Origin of the sequence: Acinetobacter terrae (genome assembly GCF_013004375.1) — a bacterium.
Taxonomy (GTDB): Bacteria; Pseudomonadota; Gammaproteobacteria; order Pseudomonadales; family Moraxellaceae; genus Acinetobacter; species Acinetobacter terrae.
Map to the genome: position 1 here is coordinate 19965 of NZ_JABERI010000004.1, position 15837 is coordinate 35801.

General features: G+C 40.3%; 16 protein-coding genes. 9 read left to right on the plus strand and 7 right to left on the minus strand.

The genetic code is table 11. The features are described from left to right. Nucleotides 1-62: 62 nt before the first annotated feature. The gene (gene tolB / locus HLH14_RS02575) at nt 63-1346 is read left to right on the plus strand and encodes a Tol-Pal system beta propeller repeat protein TolB (protein WP_171255210.1); all 1284 of its coding nucleotides are present in this window, start codon (nt 63-65) and stop codon (nt 1344-1346) included. Nucleotides 1347-1384: 38 nt separating this feature from the next. Then, entirely contained in the window at nt 1385-1954 is a 570-nt protein-coding gene (gene pal, locus HLH14_RS02580; protein ID WP_067724916.1) for a peptidoglycan-associated lipoprotein Pal, read from the plus strand. A gap of 51 nt (nt 1955-2005) precedes the next feature. Here the strand turns inward: pal and HLH14_RS02585 are convergent, their stop codons facing one another. Beyond that, the gene (locus HLH14_RS02585; RefSeq protein ID WP_067724914.1) at nt 2006-2200 is read right to left on the minus strand and encodes an NF038105 family protein; all 195 of its coding nucleotides are present in this window, start codon (nt 2198-2200) and stop codon (nt 2006-2008) included. Nucleotides 2201-2386: 186 nt separating this feature from the next. Between HLH14_RS02585 and HLH14_RS02590 the strand changes: the two genes are divergently transcribed. The 5 genes from HLH14_RS02590 (at nt 2387) to HLH14_RS02610 (ending at nt 5691) form a co-directional block, all read left to right on the plus strand. Beyond that, on the plus strand, nt 2387-3361 hold the full coding sequence (locus HLH14_RS02590) for a class 1 fructose-bisphosphatase (RefSeq protein WP_067724912.1): 975 nt from the start codon (nt 2387-2389) through the stop codon (nt 3359-3361). Between the two features lie 54 nt (nt 3362-3415). Continuing rightward, on the plus strand, nt 3416-4192 hold the full coding sequence (locus HLH14_RS02595; protein ID WP_067724910.1) for a TrmH family RNA methyltransferase: 777 nt from the start codon (nt 3416-3418) through the stop codon (nt 4190-4192). Between the two features lie 170 nt (nt 4193-4362). Continuing rightward, nucleotides 4363-4977: an RNA polymerase sigma factor gene (locus HLH14_RS02600; protein ID WP_067724908.1), complete on the plus strand. Its 615-nt coding sequence runs from the start codon at nt 4363-4365 to the stop codon at nt 4975-4977. Continuing rightward, complete coding sequence (locus HLH14_RS02605) at nt 4974-5294, plus strand: hypothetical protein (protein WP_067724907.1); 321 nt, start codon at nt 4974-4976, stop codon at nt 5292-5294. Before HLH14_RS02600 ends, HLH14_RS02605 begins: the two co-directional genes overlap by 4 nt. Then, nucleotides 5284-5691 (plus strand): DUF3106 domain-containing protein, encoded by a 408-nt coding sequence (locus tag HLH14_RS02610; RefSeq protein WP_067724905.1) that lies wholly within the window; start codon nt 5284-5286, stop codon nt 5689-5691. The genes HLH14_RS02605 and HLH14_RS02610 overlap by 11 nt, the downstream gene beginning before the upstream one ends. A 56-nt stretch (nt 5692-5747) precedes the next feature. Here the strand turns inward: HLH14_RS02610 and HLH14_RS02615 are convergent, their stop codons facing one another. The 4 genes from HLH14_RS02615 to cxpE all read right to left on the minus strand — a co-directional run bounded on the left by HLH14_RS02615 (nt 5748) and on the right by cxpE (nt 12051). Continuing rightward, nucleotides 5748-8177 carry a CSLREA domain-containing protein gene (locus tag HLH14_RS02615; RefSeq protein ID WP_067724903.1) on the minus strand — a complete coding sequence of 810 codons (2430 nt, stop codon included), beginning with the start codon at nt 8175-8177 and terminating at the stop codon, nt 5748-5750. Between the two features lie 16 nt (nt 8178-8193). After that, entirely contained in the window at nt 8194-9993 is a 1800-nt protein-coding gene (rbtA, locus tag HLH14_RS02620; RefSeq protein ID WP_067724901.1) for a rhombotarget A, read from the minus strand. A 117-nt stretch (nt 9994-10110) separates the two neighbouring features. Further along, entirely contained in the window at nt 10111-10815 is a 705-nt protein-coding gene (hda, locus tag HLH14_RS02625; protein ID WP_067724899.1) for a DnaA regulatory inactivator Hda, read from the minus strand. Nucleotides 10816-10830: 15 nt separating this feature from the next. Next, nucleotides 10831-12051: a chloramphenicol efflux transporter CxpE gene (gene cxpE, locus HLH14_RS02630; RefSeq protein WP_067724897.1), complete on the minus strand. Its 1221-nt coding sequence runs from the start codon at nt 12049-12051 to the stop codon at nt 10831-10833. 134 nt (nt 12052-12185) lie between these two features. On the opposite strand from cxpE, the gene purM reads away from it, so the two are divergent. After that, entirely contained in the window at nt 12186-13253 is a 1068-nt protein-coding gene (gene purM / locus HLH14_RS02635) for a phosphoribosylformylglycinamidine cyclo-ligase (protein ID WP_067724895.1), read from the plus strand. 10 nt (nt 13254-13263) lie between these two features. Then, complete coding sequence (gene purN / locus HLH14_RS02640; protein ID WP_067724893.1) at nt 13264-13893, plus strand: phosphoribosylglycinamide formyltransferase; 630 nt, start codon at nt 13264-13266, stop codon at nt 13891-13893. A gap of 65 nt (nt 13894-13958) precedes the next feature. Here purN and HLH14_RS02645 read toward each other — a convergent pair whose 3' ends face one another. Both HLH14_RS02645 and sppA read right to left on the minus strand, forming a co-directional pair. Beyond that, entirely contained in the window at nt 13959-14759 is an 801-nt protein-coding gene (locus HLH14_RS02645; RefSeq protein WP_067724891.1) for an alpha/beta fold hydrolase, read from the minus strand. Beyond that, complete coding sequence (gene sppA, locus HLH14_RS02650; RefSeq protein WP_067724889.1) at nt 14756-15781, minus strand: signal peptide peptidase SppA; 1026 nt, start codon at nt 15779-15781, stop codon at nt 14756-14758. Before sppA ends, HLH14_RS02645 begins: the two co-directional genes overlap by 4 nt. Between the last annotated feature and the right edge of the window lie 56 nt (nt 15782-15837).

The window sequence follows — 15837 nt, forward strand, 5'->3', positions numbered from 1 at the left end:
TGCCATTATGTGACACAACCGAATTCACAATAATTTACATTTTTTAGAGTACGTAGCGGATGATGGAAATGACGCGTAAACATCTACTTTGCCTAACCATTTTGACAGCTTTAAGTCCCGTTTTAGCGACCCAGTCTTATGCACAACTGCATTTAGAAATTGCTAAAGCACCAGAAGAAGCACCGAAGATTGCCATTATTCCGTTTAATAATGATCAAAGCATTTATCCTATTGTAGAAAATGACTTAAACCGTTCAGGCAAATTTTCAAGTGCTTCAAAAAACCTGCCTGCAACAGCAAGTATGAATACACCCAATGCAGCGGCATGGAAATCTGCAGGTGTTCCGTATGTGGTCACAGGTACAGTAAAAACAACAGAAAATGGCAGTTTTGAAGTTCACTATCAACTCTATGATGTAGAAAAACAGCAGTATTTATTAAATGAATTACTGACTGTTCCTGCTTCACGTATTCGTCAAGCCGGACACATGATTAGTGATGCAATTTATCAGGCATTGACCGGTATTGCAGGTGACTTTAGCGGACGTATTGCTTATGTACTGCGCAATCCAGCTACTCCTGAACAGCGTTATACCCTGCAAATTGCAGATACGGATGGCGAACAGCCAAAAACCATTCTCACCTCTCGTGATCCAATCTTGTCACCTGCCTGGACACCGGATGCGAAAAAAATTGCCTATGTTTCATTTGAAACCAAACGCCCTGCAATTTATGTACAAAACTTGGCTACAGGTCAACGTGAAAAACTGGCGAGCTTCCGTGGTTTAAACGGTGCGCCAAGCTTCTCACCCGATGGTAAAAGCATGTTGTTTACTGCATCTTTGCATGGCAACCCTGAAATCTATCAAATGAATCTGGAAACACGTCAGTTGCAACGTATGACCAATGACAGTGCAATTGATACCGAAGCGCGTTATGCCCCAGACGGTAAATCATTTATTTTCACCTCTGACCGAGGCGGTTCACCACAAATTTATACCTATAACTTTGCCAACGCTTCAAGTAAGCGCCTGACGTTCCGTGGTGCATTTAATGCACGTGGCACATTAAGTGCAGATGGTAAAAAAGTCGCTTTAGTCCATCGTCCAAGTGGCAGTAATTACAAAGTGGCTATTCAGGACATCAATACCGGCATTACCAATATTCTGACCCCAACCAGTCTGGATGAATCACCAAGTTTCTCGCCAAATGGGCAAATGGTGGTCTATGCAACTCGTGAAGGGAATCGTGGTTTATTGTCCATCATGTCACTGGATGGTCGTTTCCGCATGAATTTACCGAGTGAACAAGGCGAGGTTCGCGAACCCGCTTGGGCGCCAAAATAACAATTTAATTTAAAGCAATGATGATCATGGAGATAAAGATGAAAGCAGTTAAATTATTGGTCCTTCCTGTTCTTGCAACAGCGTTAGTGATGACTGGTTGTGCAAGCCGTAAACCTGCAGCTGAAATTCAAGCGGGTCAAAATCCATCTGAAGCAGGTACAGTAAGTACTGAGGGCTTAAGTGAAGATGCTGCTCTAAATGCGCAAAACCTAGCAGGTGCTTCTTCAAGAGGTGTGACTGCTGCTAATAAAGCATTCTTGGCAAAACGCGTTGTTCACTTTGACTACGACAGCAGCGATCTTTCTAACGAAGATTATCAAACGCTTCAAGCGCATGCACAATTCCTTGTTGCCAATGCAAATTCGAAAGTGGCTTTAACCGGTCATACCGATGAACGTGGCACACGTGAATACAACATGGCTTTGGGTGAACGTCGTGCTAAAGCGGTAGAAAGCTTCCTGATTACCAATGGCGTTGCTGCAACACAATTAGAAGCCGTGAGTTATGGTAAAGAAATGCCGATTAATGCAGGTCATGATGAAAATGCATGGAAAGAAAACCGCCGTGTAGAACTTAACTACGAAGCTGTTCCACCATTGTTAAAATAATGGCTTGAATAAAAAAGCGCTCAACTTATTGATTGAGCGCTTTTTTATGTTTTAAACTTTTTCAGATTCTTTAGTTTCATCATTCGAGCTTTGCATGGATTCTATGAGATCATGCTTATTGAATTTTTTATATTCTGGTTTTGCTTCATAAGCTTTCCAGGCTTCTTTCACTTTCTCGTCAGAAATATCATCTAAATTCATAGCTTCATTTGGCGTTGGAGTCGCATCAAACTTTTGCGTTGTCATAACTGTGCTCCTATCACGATTTTAATACCCTCTAATCCTCAACATAGCATTTTCCACAAAACTTACAAGAGTAAAATCACGACAAATAGTCGAGTTTAATTGTCCTTTTGCTGCGTTCTCATCTAAAATGAGTCCCCATATTCTTTTGATAATTTTTTATCATTTTCTAATTGGAGTTTTCCTGTCATGTCATACCTCACCCTTTCCCAATTTCTAGAACAAAAAGCAGGGAATTTAACACCTGAACTTGCTCAAGTTATTGAAACAATTGGTAATACATGCAAAGACATTGATCAATTATTACAAAAAGGAGCTTTGGCGGGCGTATTGGGTAGTGCGCAACACGAAAACGTACAAGGCGAAGAACAAAAGAAACTTGACGTTATTTCGAATGACTACTTGATCGATGCTTTAAAAGTTCATCCACATGTGGGTGGTTTGGCTTCAGAAGAACTCGATGAATTTACCCCTGCACAAGAAAATGGTGAATTCCTGGTATTGTTCGACCCACTTGATGGTTCAAGCAACATCGACATCAATATGTGTGTCGGCACAATTTTCTCTATTTTGCCTGCTAAAAATGCAGTGACCAAAGCTGAGGACTTCATGCAGGCAGGTACAAACCAGGTAGCTGCGGGTTATGTATTATATGGCCCATCGACCATGATGGCGCTTACCGTTGGTGCGGGTGTTGTATTCTTCACTTTCGACCCAGAAACTCAAGAGTTCCTTTTAACTTCTGAAAATATTCAGGTTGCTGCTGATACCAAAGAATATGCAATCAACGCATCAAATCAACGTCACTGGGAAGAACCAGTAAAACGCTATATTGCTGAACTTCAGGACGGTAAAACTTCTGTTCGTGGCAAAGACTTCAACATGCGCTGGGTAGCGTGTATGGTGGGTGATATTCACCGTATCCTGTGCCGTAGCGGTATTTTCTTATATCCATACGACACCAAAGATCCTCAAAAAGCCGGTCGTCTTCGTTTAATGTATGAAGCAAATCCAATGAGTATGTTGATGGAACAAGCGGGTGGTGCATCTACTACTGGCCGTGTTCGTATTTTAGAAATTCAACCGACTGAATTGCATCAGCGTGTTCCTGTTGTGATTGGCTCTAAAAATGAAGTTGACTTAGTTACTCACTACCACAATTAATTTTAAAAATGGAAGTAAGTGTATTTATCGCTTACTTCCACGGATAACTCTCCCATGCCAGCTTTTTTTCTTGAATCAAAAGACAATCCAAAAATCAAACACCTACGTGGATTGATTGAACAAAGTTCATTCCGTAAAAAGAATCGTCAAACGGTACTCGAAGGTACCCATTTAAGCCTTGCCTGGTTAGAACAGAATCGAAGCATTAATTCTATATTCACTACCGAAGCTGCCTATAGTCATCCTGATTTAGAAAAAATCGTTTCCTTGTACGACGGTAATGTTTTTATACTCAGTGAAGCTTTATACAACGACCTAAGTACCTTAGGCACTTCTTTGGCATGTTTGGCAATTGTTGATTTACCTAGTTCAAATCAAGCCTTAAATTTTAAAGAAGACACCCTAATCCTAGATAATATCCAGGATCCGGGTAATGTGGGAACTTTGCTACGCTCAGCTGCCGCTGCCGGCATTGAGCAAGTTGTATGTACCAAAGGTTCAGCCTCGATCTGGTCACCGCGCGTTTTACGTGCAGGTATGGGTGCACATTTTTCTCTACAAACCTATGAAAATATTGCCCTAGAAGACCTTTTAGAAAAATTCACAATACCGGTCTATGTTACCAGCTCACACCAATCTGAAAGCCTTTACTCAAAGAACTTAAGAAAACAGTGTGTTTGGATTCTGGGTAATGAAGGTCAAGGTGTATCTGATTATGCACTTAAGCATGCTGAAGCTGTTTCTATTCCGCAGCCTGGTGGACAAGAATCATTGAATGTTGCCGTCGCAGGCTCGATTTGTTTCTTTGAGATGGTTCGTCAGCGTTTATAATCCTTTCTCTTTCGTTACTTTATTTTAAACATCACTCGTTGATGTTTAAAAATAGATTACACTAGAAAAATAATAAGTTTTATTTGTCAACCAAACCATTATTTCCAACGTTATATGTATATGAAAATGGAAATAATGGTGGGTATCCAATGACAGGATTTTCCATCTCTATGGATTCAGCACCGAAACAGTCTCACTCGGAAAATTTGAGTACTCTGAAGAGTACGGCTGAACAACGCCTGAAAATTTTCATGCAGGATGTGACTGGACGTGCCTTAGTCATGATGGAGAGTGCTACTCAAGGTCAACAAGGCATTGCGATGGATTTAGTGCAGGAAGCATTTATTTCCCTGCATAAAACATATGCTGAAAAGCCGACTGATGAATGGTATCCGCTGTTTTACACCATTTTGAACCATAAATTACAAGACTGGCGTAGAAAAGAAGTCCGTCGAGCGCAACCTTTTTCATTTTTTAAAAAGGTCAGCCTAGATGACGATGATATTGAACTGAATGATATTGTCGATGAAAGCACCCCTAGTCCATTCGATTTTCTTGATCAAGCCGTGACTGCCGAAGAAATACAGGAAGCCATTTCTAAGCTTCCCGTTCGGCAGCAACAAGCTTTTATGCTACGTGCTTGGGAAGGGTTTGATACACACACTACTGCACAAATCATGGAATGCAGTGAAGGTAGTGTAAAAACGCATTATCACCGTGCTATTCAAGGTCTTCGGAACTCGTTGGCACATTTGAATCCATATTCTGGAGGGTCATCCGAATGAAACAAGATGATTTCTTAAAACAAGTTACTTCCAAACTCGATGGACTCGCACAACATCATAAAGACAAGCCTGTTGTGATGAATCACGTCATTGAAGAAATTCAAGACCGGGAAACTTCTCGTTACGGACTTTGGAAAATGTCAGGATTTGCACTTGCAGCTGCAATTGCGGGTTTCGTGGTCTTCCCAAATTCTATTGAAATGGCTGCAAAGCCTCAGAATCAAGTTGTGGTTACTCCAAAATTATCACCACAAATGGTTGAAGATTTGGAGATGTTAATGGTTTTAGGCGAGGACAAAGTTCCACATGGCAGCTAAAAGATTAGCATTTGCTTTTTGTGCACTCGGATTTCTACAAACCAGTTTCGCTGGTTTTGAACGTTTTTGGATTTTTTCTAAAGATGCAGACACTCAAGTGGCAGAAACATGGGAAACTCTGTCAGATGCTGAACAACGTGCACTTATTCAGCGTTATCAATCGCTAAAGGAATTACCTGAAGCGCAAAGTACAGCTTTGCATCAGCGTATGGATTGGTTTACCCAATTACCCGAGCAAGAAAAGCAAAAAATGCGAGAAACCTGGCAAAAAATGAGTAGCCAAGAGCGTAAAGATTTAGGCAACCGTATGCAAAAAGCGACAGCTGAAGAAAGACCTGCTATTCGTGATGAATACATCACTAAATATTTGCAGCAGCCCAATATTACTAATCATTAATGCTCAAAATACTCAGCAATACTAATAAAAAAGCCTCTTTCGAGGCTTTTTTAGTTTTATTTCATTTTACGTCGGTACAGCCCCAATCCAATAAGTGCCAATAGACCATAAATACCGAATGATCCACCACCGCTACTACTTGAGTTGGTGTCTTTTGCAGTATTTTTCAATAACAATGTTGCTTCCTTAGACATTCCACCATCTGCATCAAAAATTGCATATCGAATTGAGTAATCAAACTGGCTATAAGCATTTTTTACGGTAAATTGAATTTTTCCGCCATAACAGGTGTCACGGATATATGCTTCAGGACAAGGGCCTTCATGCTCTGCTTTCATAATTAAACCCGCAGGTAATTCAGGAAAACGGATTGGAATATCTTGTCCTGCATCATTTTGATGATAAATAGCTTTCGGTTTCGTCACAGTCGAAATCGGGCCATCTCCATCATCACTGTCATTTTCGAGTGGGTTTACACTCATGGTTAGATACTGACTTGCGTCCAAAACATAATTATCATTTGTAGCAATAGGTTCGATATTGGTGAAACTGACTTTTAAAATGCCTGATGACTGTTGTGCTTTGCCAGCTTTTTCTTTAATCGTATATTTACAATATGCATTATCACCATTTTCTAAAAGTGCACCGCTGCTACGATAGATCATTATACGTTTCAGATCAGCTTTCCACTCACACTTTAAGTCATCCATTGAACCATTCAGTATCGGCTGACCATCTTTAAAGGTCAGTACGCCAATCCCCAAAGGCTCTGCGATAATATCGTAATGCTTGGTATCTAATACTTTAATTCGATATTCTTCATTTTTACTGTCTAGAACACGCTCTTCGCCTGCAATCGCAAGCTCAATCGGATTAAAATAAATCGTGCGATATTTTTGGTACTGTTTGGTGTATTTATAAAGATTTTCATAGTCAGCTAACTCTTCCTTAAAATCATCAACATCTTCTTTATTGGTATTACTATCAGCAATGATCTCTTTCAGCTCATCAATATTTTTCTGGTAGTAGTCTAACAGCGTGACTAAAGATGAATTTTTAAGATCAGAAACATCCACCGCCGCTAGGTTCATTTGCTCAACAGAACCAATATCACAACTACTTTGTAGATCGGGATTTAATTGTAAAACTGTATCATCAGCACGTTCTAGAAGTCGTTGATCATAATCACTACAACCACTGCTGTTCACATCGACTAAATCCGTCGCTGTTTGATTATTGCGTGGATAATACAGCGGCAAGAACGTGTTATATGGAGATGCAGGGATCAGCTTAGAAAGTAGAGTCGAGAAACTTGCGGTTGATACATCAATATTTTTTGAGTTTTCCGCTGTGGCATCTAAACTACTTTTAGGCAACATACACTGATCTGTACCCGTGCCTAAATTTAAAGCATTTTTTGCCAAAATAAATACGATATTTTCTTTTGGCACGCCTGTATTAGAATAGTAGCGGCACGATTTACCACCTAGATTAAAAGCCAAAACGTTAAAATCGACATATTTGCTGCCATTCTCATCATAGAGCAAAGTACTGTTCGCTTCATTTTCAACAATAGTATTACTTTTGATTTTAAACATTGAAAAAGGACTTAAGCGATTTAACCCCTCTGTTACCATACGTAGAATACTACCATTACTGGTACTGGCTTTATTTTGCGCAATGGTATTGGTAATTAAATCAACTTTTGCTAAACCACAGAAATCAAAAGCACTTAAACTACTGCTTGAACCATTGTTGATAATACTGTTACGTTCAAAATAAACGACTGGTTTAGTATCGTCCAAATTACCATAGCAATCCATCGCGATCACACTACCTTTCGCTGCAGTGTTACCTTGAATTAAACTGCCATTAATGGATATTTTTTTCTCGCTATTCAGTGCAACATTATAAATTGCACCCCCTGCAACCTCTGCTTTAGAATTGACAATCGCCCCATTCTTGAAGATTAAATCTCCCCCAATAAGTACTGCCCCACCACGACCATTTTGCCCAGCTTGAACACCGGCATAGCCATTTTCAAGCTGAATATCGTTTAAGGTGAAACTAATTTCAGTTTTGCTGGTGTTAAAAATCCGTGTACGACCTTCACCACTAATTATAGTTTTAATACCTTCCAGCGCTGGATAGGTCTGGGTCAATTTATTCTTTTCTTTAAAATTCTCACGCGATGCGCCGTTAATAATTATCACCGATTCAGGCGCTAATTCTGAATCCAATTTATATTTACCGGCTTCAAGTTGAATATAGTCAGTTTGACCAAACACCGTATTTCCTGGTGTACACCCGCCATAAGCTGCATTTTTCTTTGCCGTGATAATCGCTTCACGCAATGAACAGGCATTCGCATTTTCACCATTTTCATCTGCAAATGTTGTGACATAAATGGTTCGATCATCAGCTGCCATCAATGACATTGCAGATAAAACCATGACACAGAGCAATCCTTTTTTATAAGTGTGCATCACTTTTCCCTTTTTCTTATTTTTTAAAGCGGCGTATACCCACCAGTCCCAATACAGCAAATAAGCCGAAGAATCCGAACGCCCCACCTGAGGTTTTTACAGACTTATCTTCAAATTCATTGTTCGGTTCTTGTACCATATAGGCTTCAAGTACCATATATTTTTTGTTTTCATTGAAATGTGTCGATGACGTGACAATTTGAAGGTTAAAAATATCTGCACCATGCCAATTGCCATTTGGGGTATAAACCAAATTACCATCGATATCTAAAGTCAATGTTCCTTTTGACTTTGTTAAAGTTTGATCAATGTAGGCACAACCATCTTGCCATTCGCCGCCTGCTGGATTTTTCATTTTTAGCAAGCTTTCGCATTTTTCTTTTGGATATAAGTCACTGTCACCCAAGTATTCTAGAATGTTTAACTTAGCAACTTCACCCACTTTTAAATCTTGTCCAATACGCGATTTAGAGCTCGGTACAATAATCTCAATCGCGCCGCGGTCACACCAGCTATTATCCGTTGTTCGATTCTTATTGCGTTGATCCATGGTTTCACACATCAACTGTGTGCTGCCTACTGACAAATCCAGACGACCTTTATTCAAAATCAAGGTATCAAACATATTTTTAGCACTGAGTAAAATACGTGGGCGAATATAACCCAAGAACGTATTTTTCGGCGTACTGTATGGACACAGTAAAGCGTCTGGATCTTCCATCAACGATTTACAACTGCCTTCACTACTGTTACCGGCAAAAAGTTTACTACCTGTCCAAAACTCATTTGGATATTTGGCATCGCCATTCTTACACTCAGTACCCACTAAATTGTTTTGTATTAATGTTTTATCATCTGCGTTAAATTGGCAATTCGTGCCGCTACCATTGCCTATTACAATACTGTTGGCAAGATAACCGTAGCCTTTTTCCGAATTGAATTGTACACCTGCCTTATTGCCTACAATCGTCACATTATTTACAGCAATACCGTCACGAATATTAATGATATAACCACTGTTATTTAAAAATGTACTATTGCTGAGTTTATTTATATTTTTATCGTTTAGCAGAGTAACGTCAGCAATGGGTTTCTCACTAAAAATATTAGCAGCACCTGAAGTCGTATTGTTATTTTTAAAGACAGCACTGCTCAGTGTAAATGCCGGTCGTTGACCATACAAAGCAGCACCAGTGACAGCTGTATTATTTTCCAAAATACTGTCGCTAATCGCGACTTGGCTAATGTAATTTTGTGTTGTACTACTCTTCTCTCCGACATTATAAATTGCTCCCCCTAAACGTGCGTTACCGCCAGAGAGTTTGACATATTGCAAGACCAAACGTTCATTGTTATAGAAAATCCCGCCTTTGTCGGCACAAATACTTTTGTTACAACCTTCAAAGCTCACTTCTTTGATAGTGATCAAAGCTAAATCTTTCGGATCATGGTCAATATTAAAAATTTGATCTTTGCCTGCCATTTTAATGACAGCATTATTTAAGCCCGCAATCGCTTCTTCAGTCACTGTGGTGTCATAATAAGTTTTTAAGGCCAGACTTGCTTTCACATCAACTTTAGCGTTTAGGGTATAAGTTTTTTGTTTGTCTAATAGAATCGTCGACAAAGCATCTTTACCGCCACAGCCCATGTAACCTGCTTCAGGCATGCCTTTATTGACATATTCAATGGCTTCACGCAATGAACATTCACTATCATCTTTGGTGATATCATCTGTAATGGTGACGGTGATTTCTGCACTATAAGCATGTCCTGCTAGACACAGCATCCCTATGCCTATGCTCCGTTTGAGCATATCTTTCTCCTTATATTCTTTTATCTTTTTATTCTGAAATTGCATATTCCCTGCAATTGCGAATTATTTTGCTGTACTTTGTCACAGCTAGAGTAATTACTCAAGATTTTTTATTGTTTACCGATATTCATCAATTAATGCATAAATTTGTCTTAAATTGGCATGACTGATTTTTGTTTTTTCACCTTTTAACAGCTGAATTAATTGTTCTAAAGTTTGTAATAAAACAGAGGTTTGATGAGGCCCATGCAGCAACAAATAATCGATAATTTGTTGATCAATGTGAATTCCACGACGTGTTAAGACTGATGTTACTAGCGCATAGCGATCTGCATATAAACTCCCTGTCGGTACTTTAACGCTCACCGCTTGAGTCAAACGTGACTGTAAATCCGGAAGTTCAAGTTTTAATTCAATGGGTGCTACACGAGAAGAGAAAACCAACTGCCCTCCACCTTCATTATTATAATTAATTAAATGGAATACTGCTTTTTGCCAATGTGGAACACCACTAATGGCTTCGATATCATCCAAGGCCACAAGGTCATATTGATCTAATGAAGTAATTGCTTCAGTTGGCGCATCAAGCAATTCCAGTAATGAGACTTGAATTGCAGACTTGCCTACCTCTAAATAAGAATCACAAATGGCAGAAAGCAAGTGGCTCTTACCTGAACCCGCACCACCATACACATAAAAACGGTTTATTAAACCGGCATGAAGCTGTCGAACTGCATCAATAACATGCCCCCAACTCGGACCCGAAAAATCACTAATTCGGGCATCCAGTTGAGGTTCTATATCTAATTGCAGTTGACGCATATATGTGTTTTGACCTTAAGGTTCTTTATTGTCTATCAATTCAATCTTACTCGATTTTTCAGCATCTTGCAGACATTTTGATTCTTGATTTTTCAATTCAATATCGACATCTACCTGATCCGTTTCAATCGAAATTGATCCTGCTCCAGTCTCTTGTATGATTACACCAGATTGCCCATATATACGGCTCTTCTCATAGCAGTCGCGCGCATGGCGTAACAGTACGACAATAATGGCTGCAACCGGTAAAGCAATCAACATTCCCAAGAAACCAGCAAGTTGCGCACCTGCCAATACCGCAAAGACCACTGCCACAGGAGATAAACCAATTTTATCACCGAGTAAGAAAGGTTGCAGAACATAACCTTCAATTGCCTGGCCAATCATGAAGACAACACCCACCAAGACCAGTTGCATCCAATCAATACCAAACTGGAATAGTGTTGCAATTACAGCAGCTATAATCCCAACAGCAAATCCTAAATAAGGAATAATACTGGCCAGTCCCGCAACCATTCCAATAATCAGTCCTACTTCAAGACCAATCACTTGTAAGCCGACTGCGTACACCGTACCAAGTAGAAACATCACCAAAAACTGACCTTTAACAAAGGCACCTAATACGCTGTGACATTCATTTACAATATGTAAAGTACTTTTCTCATAAGGACGAGGGATTAAACGACGGAAACTGTCGAGCATACGATCCCAATCTAACAGGAAATAGAATGCAATAATGGGGATCAGAACAACCGTCCCGCCAATCTGGATGAAATTCAGACCTGATTGAGCGACTTTTAACAACATTGCCTGAATACTGTCAGCACTATAATTGGTCTGAATATATTCCATGACCACAGTCGACATTTGCTGCGTATCGATTTCCATCGGATCGACACTAAAAGTTTGCGAAACCCAAGGTAAAAAAGTGTAATTTAACCAATGGATTCCTGCTGGAATACTGTCACGCGCATACATCAGCTGTTGCCAAACGAGTGGTACCAGATACCACATTGCCAAGGTAAGAACCACGCCAATGCCAACAAAGACAATACTAATGGACAACCAACGTGGCAAACCGATCTTATGCAGTTTATCCACCAACGGGCTAAATAAATAAGCTACCAAAAATGCAGCTATAAAAGGTAATACTACTGGTTTAAGCAGATACAAGACCCAAAGGATTAATGCAATTCCTGAGAGTATAAAAATGCGACGTAAGGTACGATCCACCATGCAAATTCGCCTTTTTTCGGTTTATTCGTTATAGAAAGTAAAATATTTGAATAAAGATAGCATTTTAGCGCATAAATAACATAAGAGTTTCGTATATTCGGGTATAATCGCCGCGCGAATGCGGAGACTTCATTATGAGCAACTCAACTTCCCCAAACACTGGTTTAAGCTATAAAGATGCGGGTGTCGACATTGAAGCGGGCGACGCACTTGTCGATCGAATCAAATCTGTCGCTAAGCGTACCTCACGTCCTGAAGTTATGGGCGGATTAGGCGGCTTCGGCGCTCTTTGTAAAATCCCTAAAGGTTATGAAGAACCTGTTCTCGTATCTGGCACAGATGGTGTTGGTACAAAATTACGTTTAGCACTCAATTTGAACCGTCATGACACAATTGGTCAAGACTTGGTTGCAATGTGTGTAAACGATCTTCTTGTATGTGGTGCTGAACCATTATTCTTTCTCGACTACTATGCAACTGGTCACTTAAATGTGGATGTCGCTGCAAATGTCGTGACAGGTATTGGTGCAGGTTGTGAGCTTGCAGGCTGTGCATTGGTTGGCGGTGAAACTGCCGAAATGCCGGGCATGTATGAAGGTGAAGATTACGACCTTGCAGGTTTCTGCGTGGGTGTAGTTGAGCAAAGCAAAATTATTGATGGTACCAAAGTTAAAGCTGGTGACGTATTAATTGGTGTTGCATCTTCAGGTGCACATTCAAACGGTTACTCTTTACTCCGTAAAATTTTAGACGTGAAAAACGTTGATTTAACACAAATCGTGGATGGTCGCCCACTTGCCGATGTGGCAATGGAACCTACACGCATTTACGTAAAACCATTGCTTGAACTTTGCAAACAAGTTGATGTTCACGCTATGGCGCACATCACAGGTGGTGGTTTACCGGGCAACTTACCTCGCGTACTTCCAAACGGTGCTCAAGCTGTCGTGAATGAAGCGTCTTGGGAATGGCCAGAATTGTTCAAACTTCTTCAACGTGAAGGCGGTGTTGAACAACATGAAATGTACCGTACATTTAACTGTGGCGTAGGCATGGTGATTGTTGTTGATGCGACTGAAGCTGACAAAACTGTTGAATTATTAACAAGCCTTGGCGAAAAAGCATGGACAATGGGTCATATCCAAGACAATGCTGAATCTGTTGCCGGTGCTGATGAAAAGATTCGCGTAATTTTTGCATAAAGAAACGCACATGATCAAAATTGCTGTCCTCGTTTCAGGCAGTGGAAGTAACTTGCAAGCCCTGATCGATGCCAATCTGTCAGGTCAAATTGTTGGGGTGATTTCCAATAAGCCTGAAGCTTATGCTTTAGAACGTGCTAAAAAAGCAGGTATTCAAACTGCCGTTATTGAACATAAACAATATCCGAATCGTGAAGCCTTTGATGATGTCATGCATCAGCAACTACTGGATTGGGATGTTGATTTGGTGGTTCTTGCAGGCTTTATGCGCATCTTAAGTGCCAAGTTTGTCAAAGCATGGGAAGGGAAAATGCTCAACATACACCCTTCTCTTTTGCCAAACTACAAAGGCATGCATACTCATCAACGTGTACTTAACACAGGTGATGTTTTGCATGGTTGTACAGTTCACTATGTGACTGCTGAGCTGGATGCCGGTCAGGCTTTAGCTCAAGGTGTACTAAAAGTAAATTTGCATGATGATGTAAATTCTTTAGCGAGTCGCGTCCATGTACTTGAACATGTCATTTACCCGCAAGTGGTGGAATGGATTTGTACAGGAACAGTTCAATATACTAAACAAGGTGTATTGTACCGTGGTCAAGCGATGCAGAAACCGGTTCAATTTTGTAAGCTTTAAACCAATTTTTTTGCAATAAAAAACGCATCCTGGGATGCGTTTTTTATTTGTGAAAAATATTGTGATTAAGCTTGAGATTGAATCAGCTCTTTCACTAATTTAACCACTTCAACTGGATGCTCCAATGGGAACATATGACCACCGGGTGTCACAGTAAAAGGAATACCAAACTTCTTCTTTACCTGCTGTGGAAATTTGCGCGGCAAAAATGGACTCTGCTCAGCAACCACTAAATGTATTGGCATTTTAGGTTTGGTTTGTGGCAACCACCAACGAGATGGATTGGTTCTAAAAATTTCCACCTCATCCATTTTCGGAATGGTCAGTTCTACCCCACCACGCAATGGATCATCCATCAAGGCATGATCAATATATGCCTGAAAACAGTCTGCTTCGAAATGCTGATAAAAACTTTTTGGTCTTAATAATTCTGCGGCCTGTTCCCTAGATTCCCAATGATCACGACGACGCTTGGATAAACCTGCCGGAGACATTTTATCCAATGCTTTGAGCTTAAGCAGCTTCGCCACATGTAAGGCAAAAGATTCTTTACCCATGATCAGTGGCGGATCAAGCATAATCACCTGACTAAACAGCTCAGGCCGCTTTAATGCCGCCTGAAAGGTCAGTACAGAACCCAATGAATGCCCGAGTCCAATCACTGGACGACCTTTGGCTTGACGTACAATACTGTCAATGACTTGATTGGTCAGACTCTCCCAATGATTATCAATGGGGTAGCGTTTATCTGGCCCCAACAATGGTACATAAATAATATCGTATTCATCTTTCAGTAAATCAAACAGCTTTTGATAAACTTTTGATGGCACGCCATTGGCGTGCGCAAAATGGATCAGTGGCTTCATTGTAATTTGGTCGTTTGTTCAGATTGCACTTGTTGTGAAAGTGAAGTCGCGAAACCTTGACCAATCGAACTTCCGATACGTCCAAGTACAGAATCGAAAGGATTATATTCAATGGTGTAATTCACTGCTTTTTCAACTTTTAATTCGCGCTTCAGCGTATTTAAGCTACCTGTACGATCTGCAATACCCAATTTCACTGCCTGATCGCCCGTCCAGAATAAACCAGAGAATATTGCTGGATCTTGAGATTTCAGCTTTTTACCACGACCTTGTTTTACTGCATTGATAAAATGGTCATGCACATTATCAAGTACACCTTGCACATGTGCTTTTTGTGCGGCATCAACCGGTTGAGTCATGGAAAGCAATGCTTTGTTTTCGCCTGAAGTCATGGTGCGGTCTTCTACACCCAACTTTTTCATCAAACCATTCACACCGTAGTTCGGCATAATCACTCCAATCGAACCAACAAGGCTAGATGGATTAACAATGATCTCATCCGCAGCAGAAGCGATGTAATACGCACCTGAAGCACCCGTATCACCAATCACTGCATACAGTTTTTTATCCGCATGTGCTTTTTTCAAATACTGAATTTCTTGCCAGATTTCATCCGACTGAACCGGTGAACCACCTGGTGAGTTAATATTTAAAACCACAGCTTTACTTTGTTTGCTTTCAAAGGCTTTCTTTAATGCTTTGACTGTATCCGCACTATTGACACTTTGCTTATCTGCGGCAATGGTGCCAATAATATCAACTACAGCAATATGCGAACTGGTCGTTGCCGTTGGATCTGTAGATGAGGTACTGCAACTTTTCCCCAATAGCACTAAAATAAACAGGATATAAGCAAAAGTTAGAAATTTAAAAAAGATGCTCCAACGACGTGCACGGCGCTGCTCTTCTACCGAAGCTAAAACGGCTTTTTCTAAAATATGCCATTCTTTGCCAGTGATGTTTTGCGAGTTATGTTGTGTATTCTGAACTTCATTTTCTGGTTTTGGTGGCCAATCGGACATACAAAATAATCCAAGGATGAGTTAAATTGAACTCATTATATACACTGAATTATAGA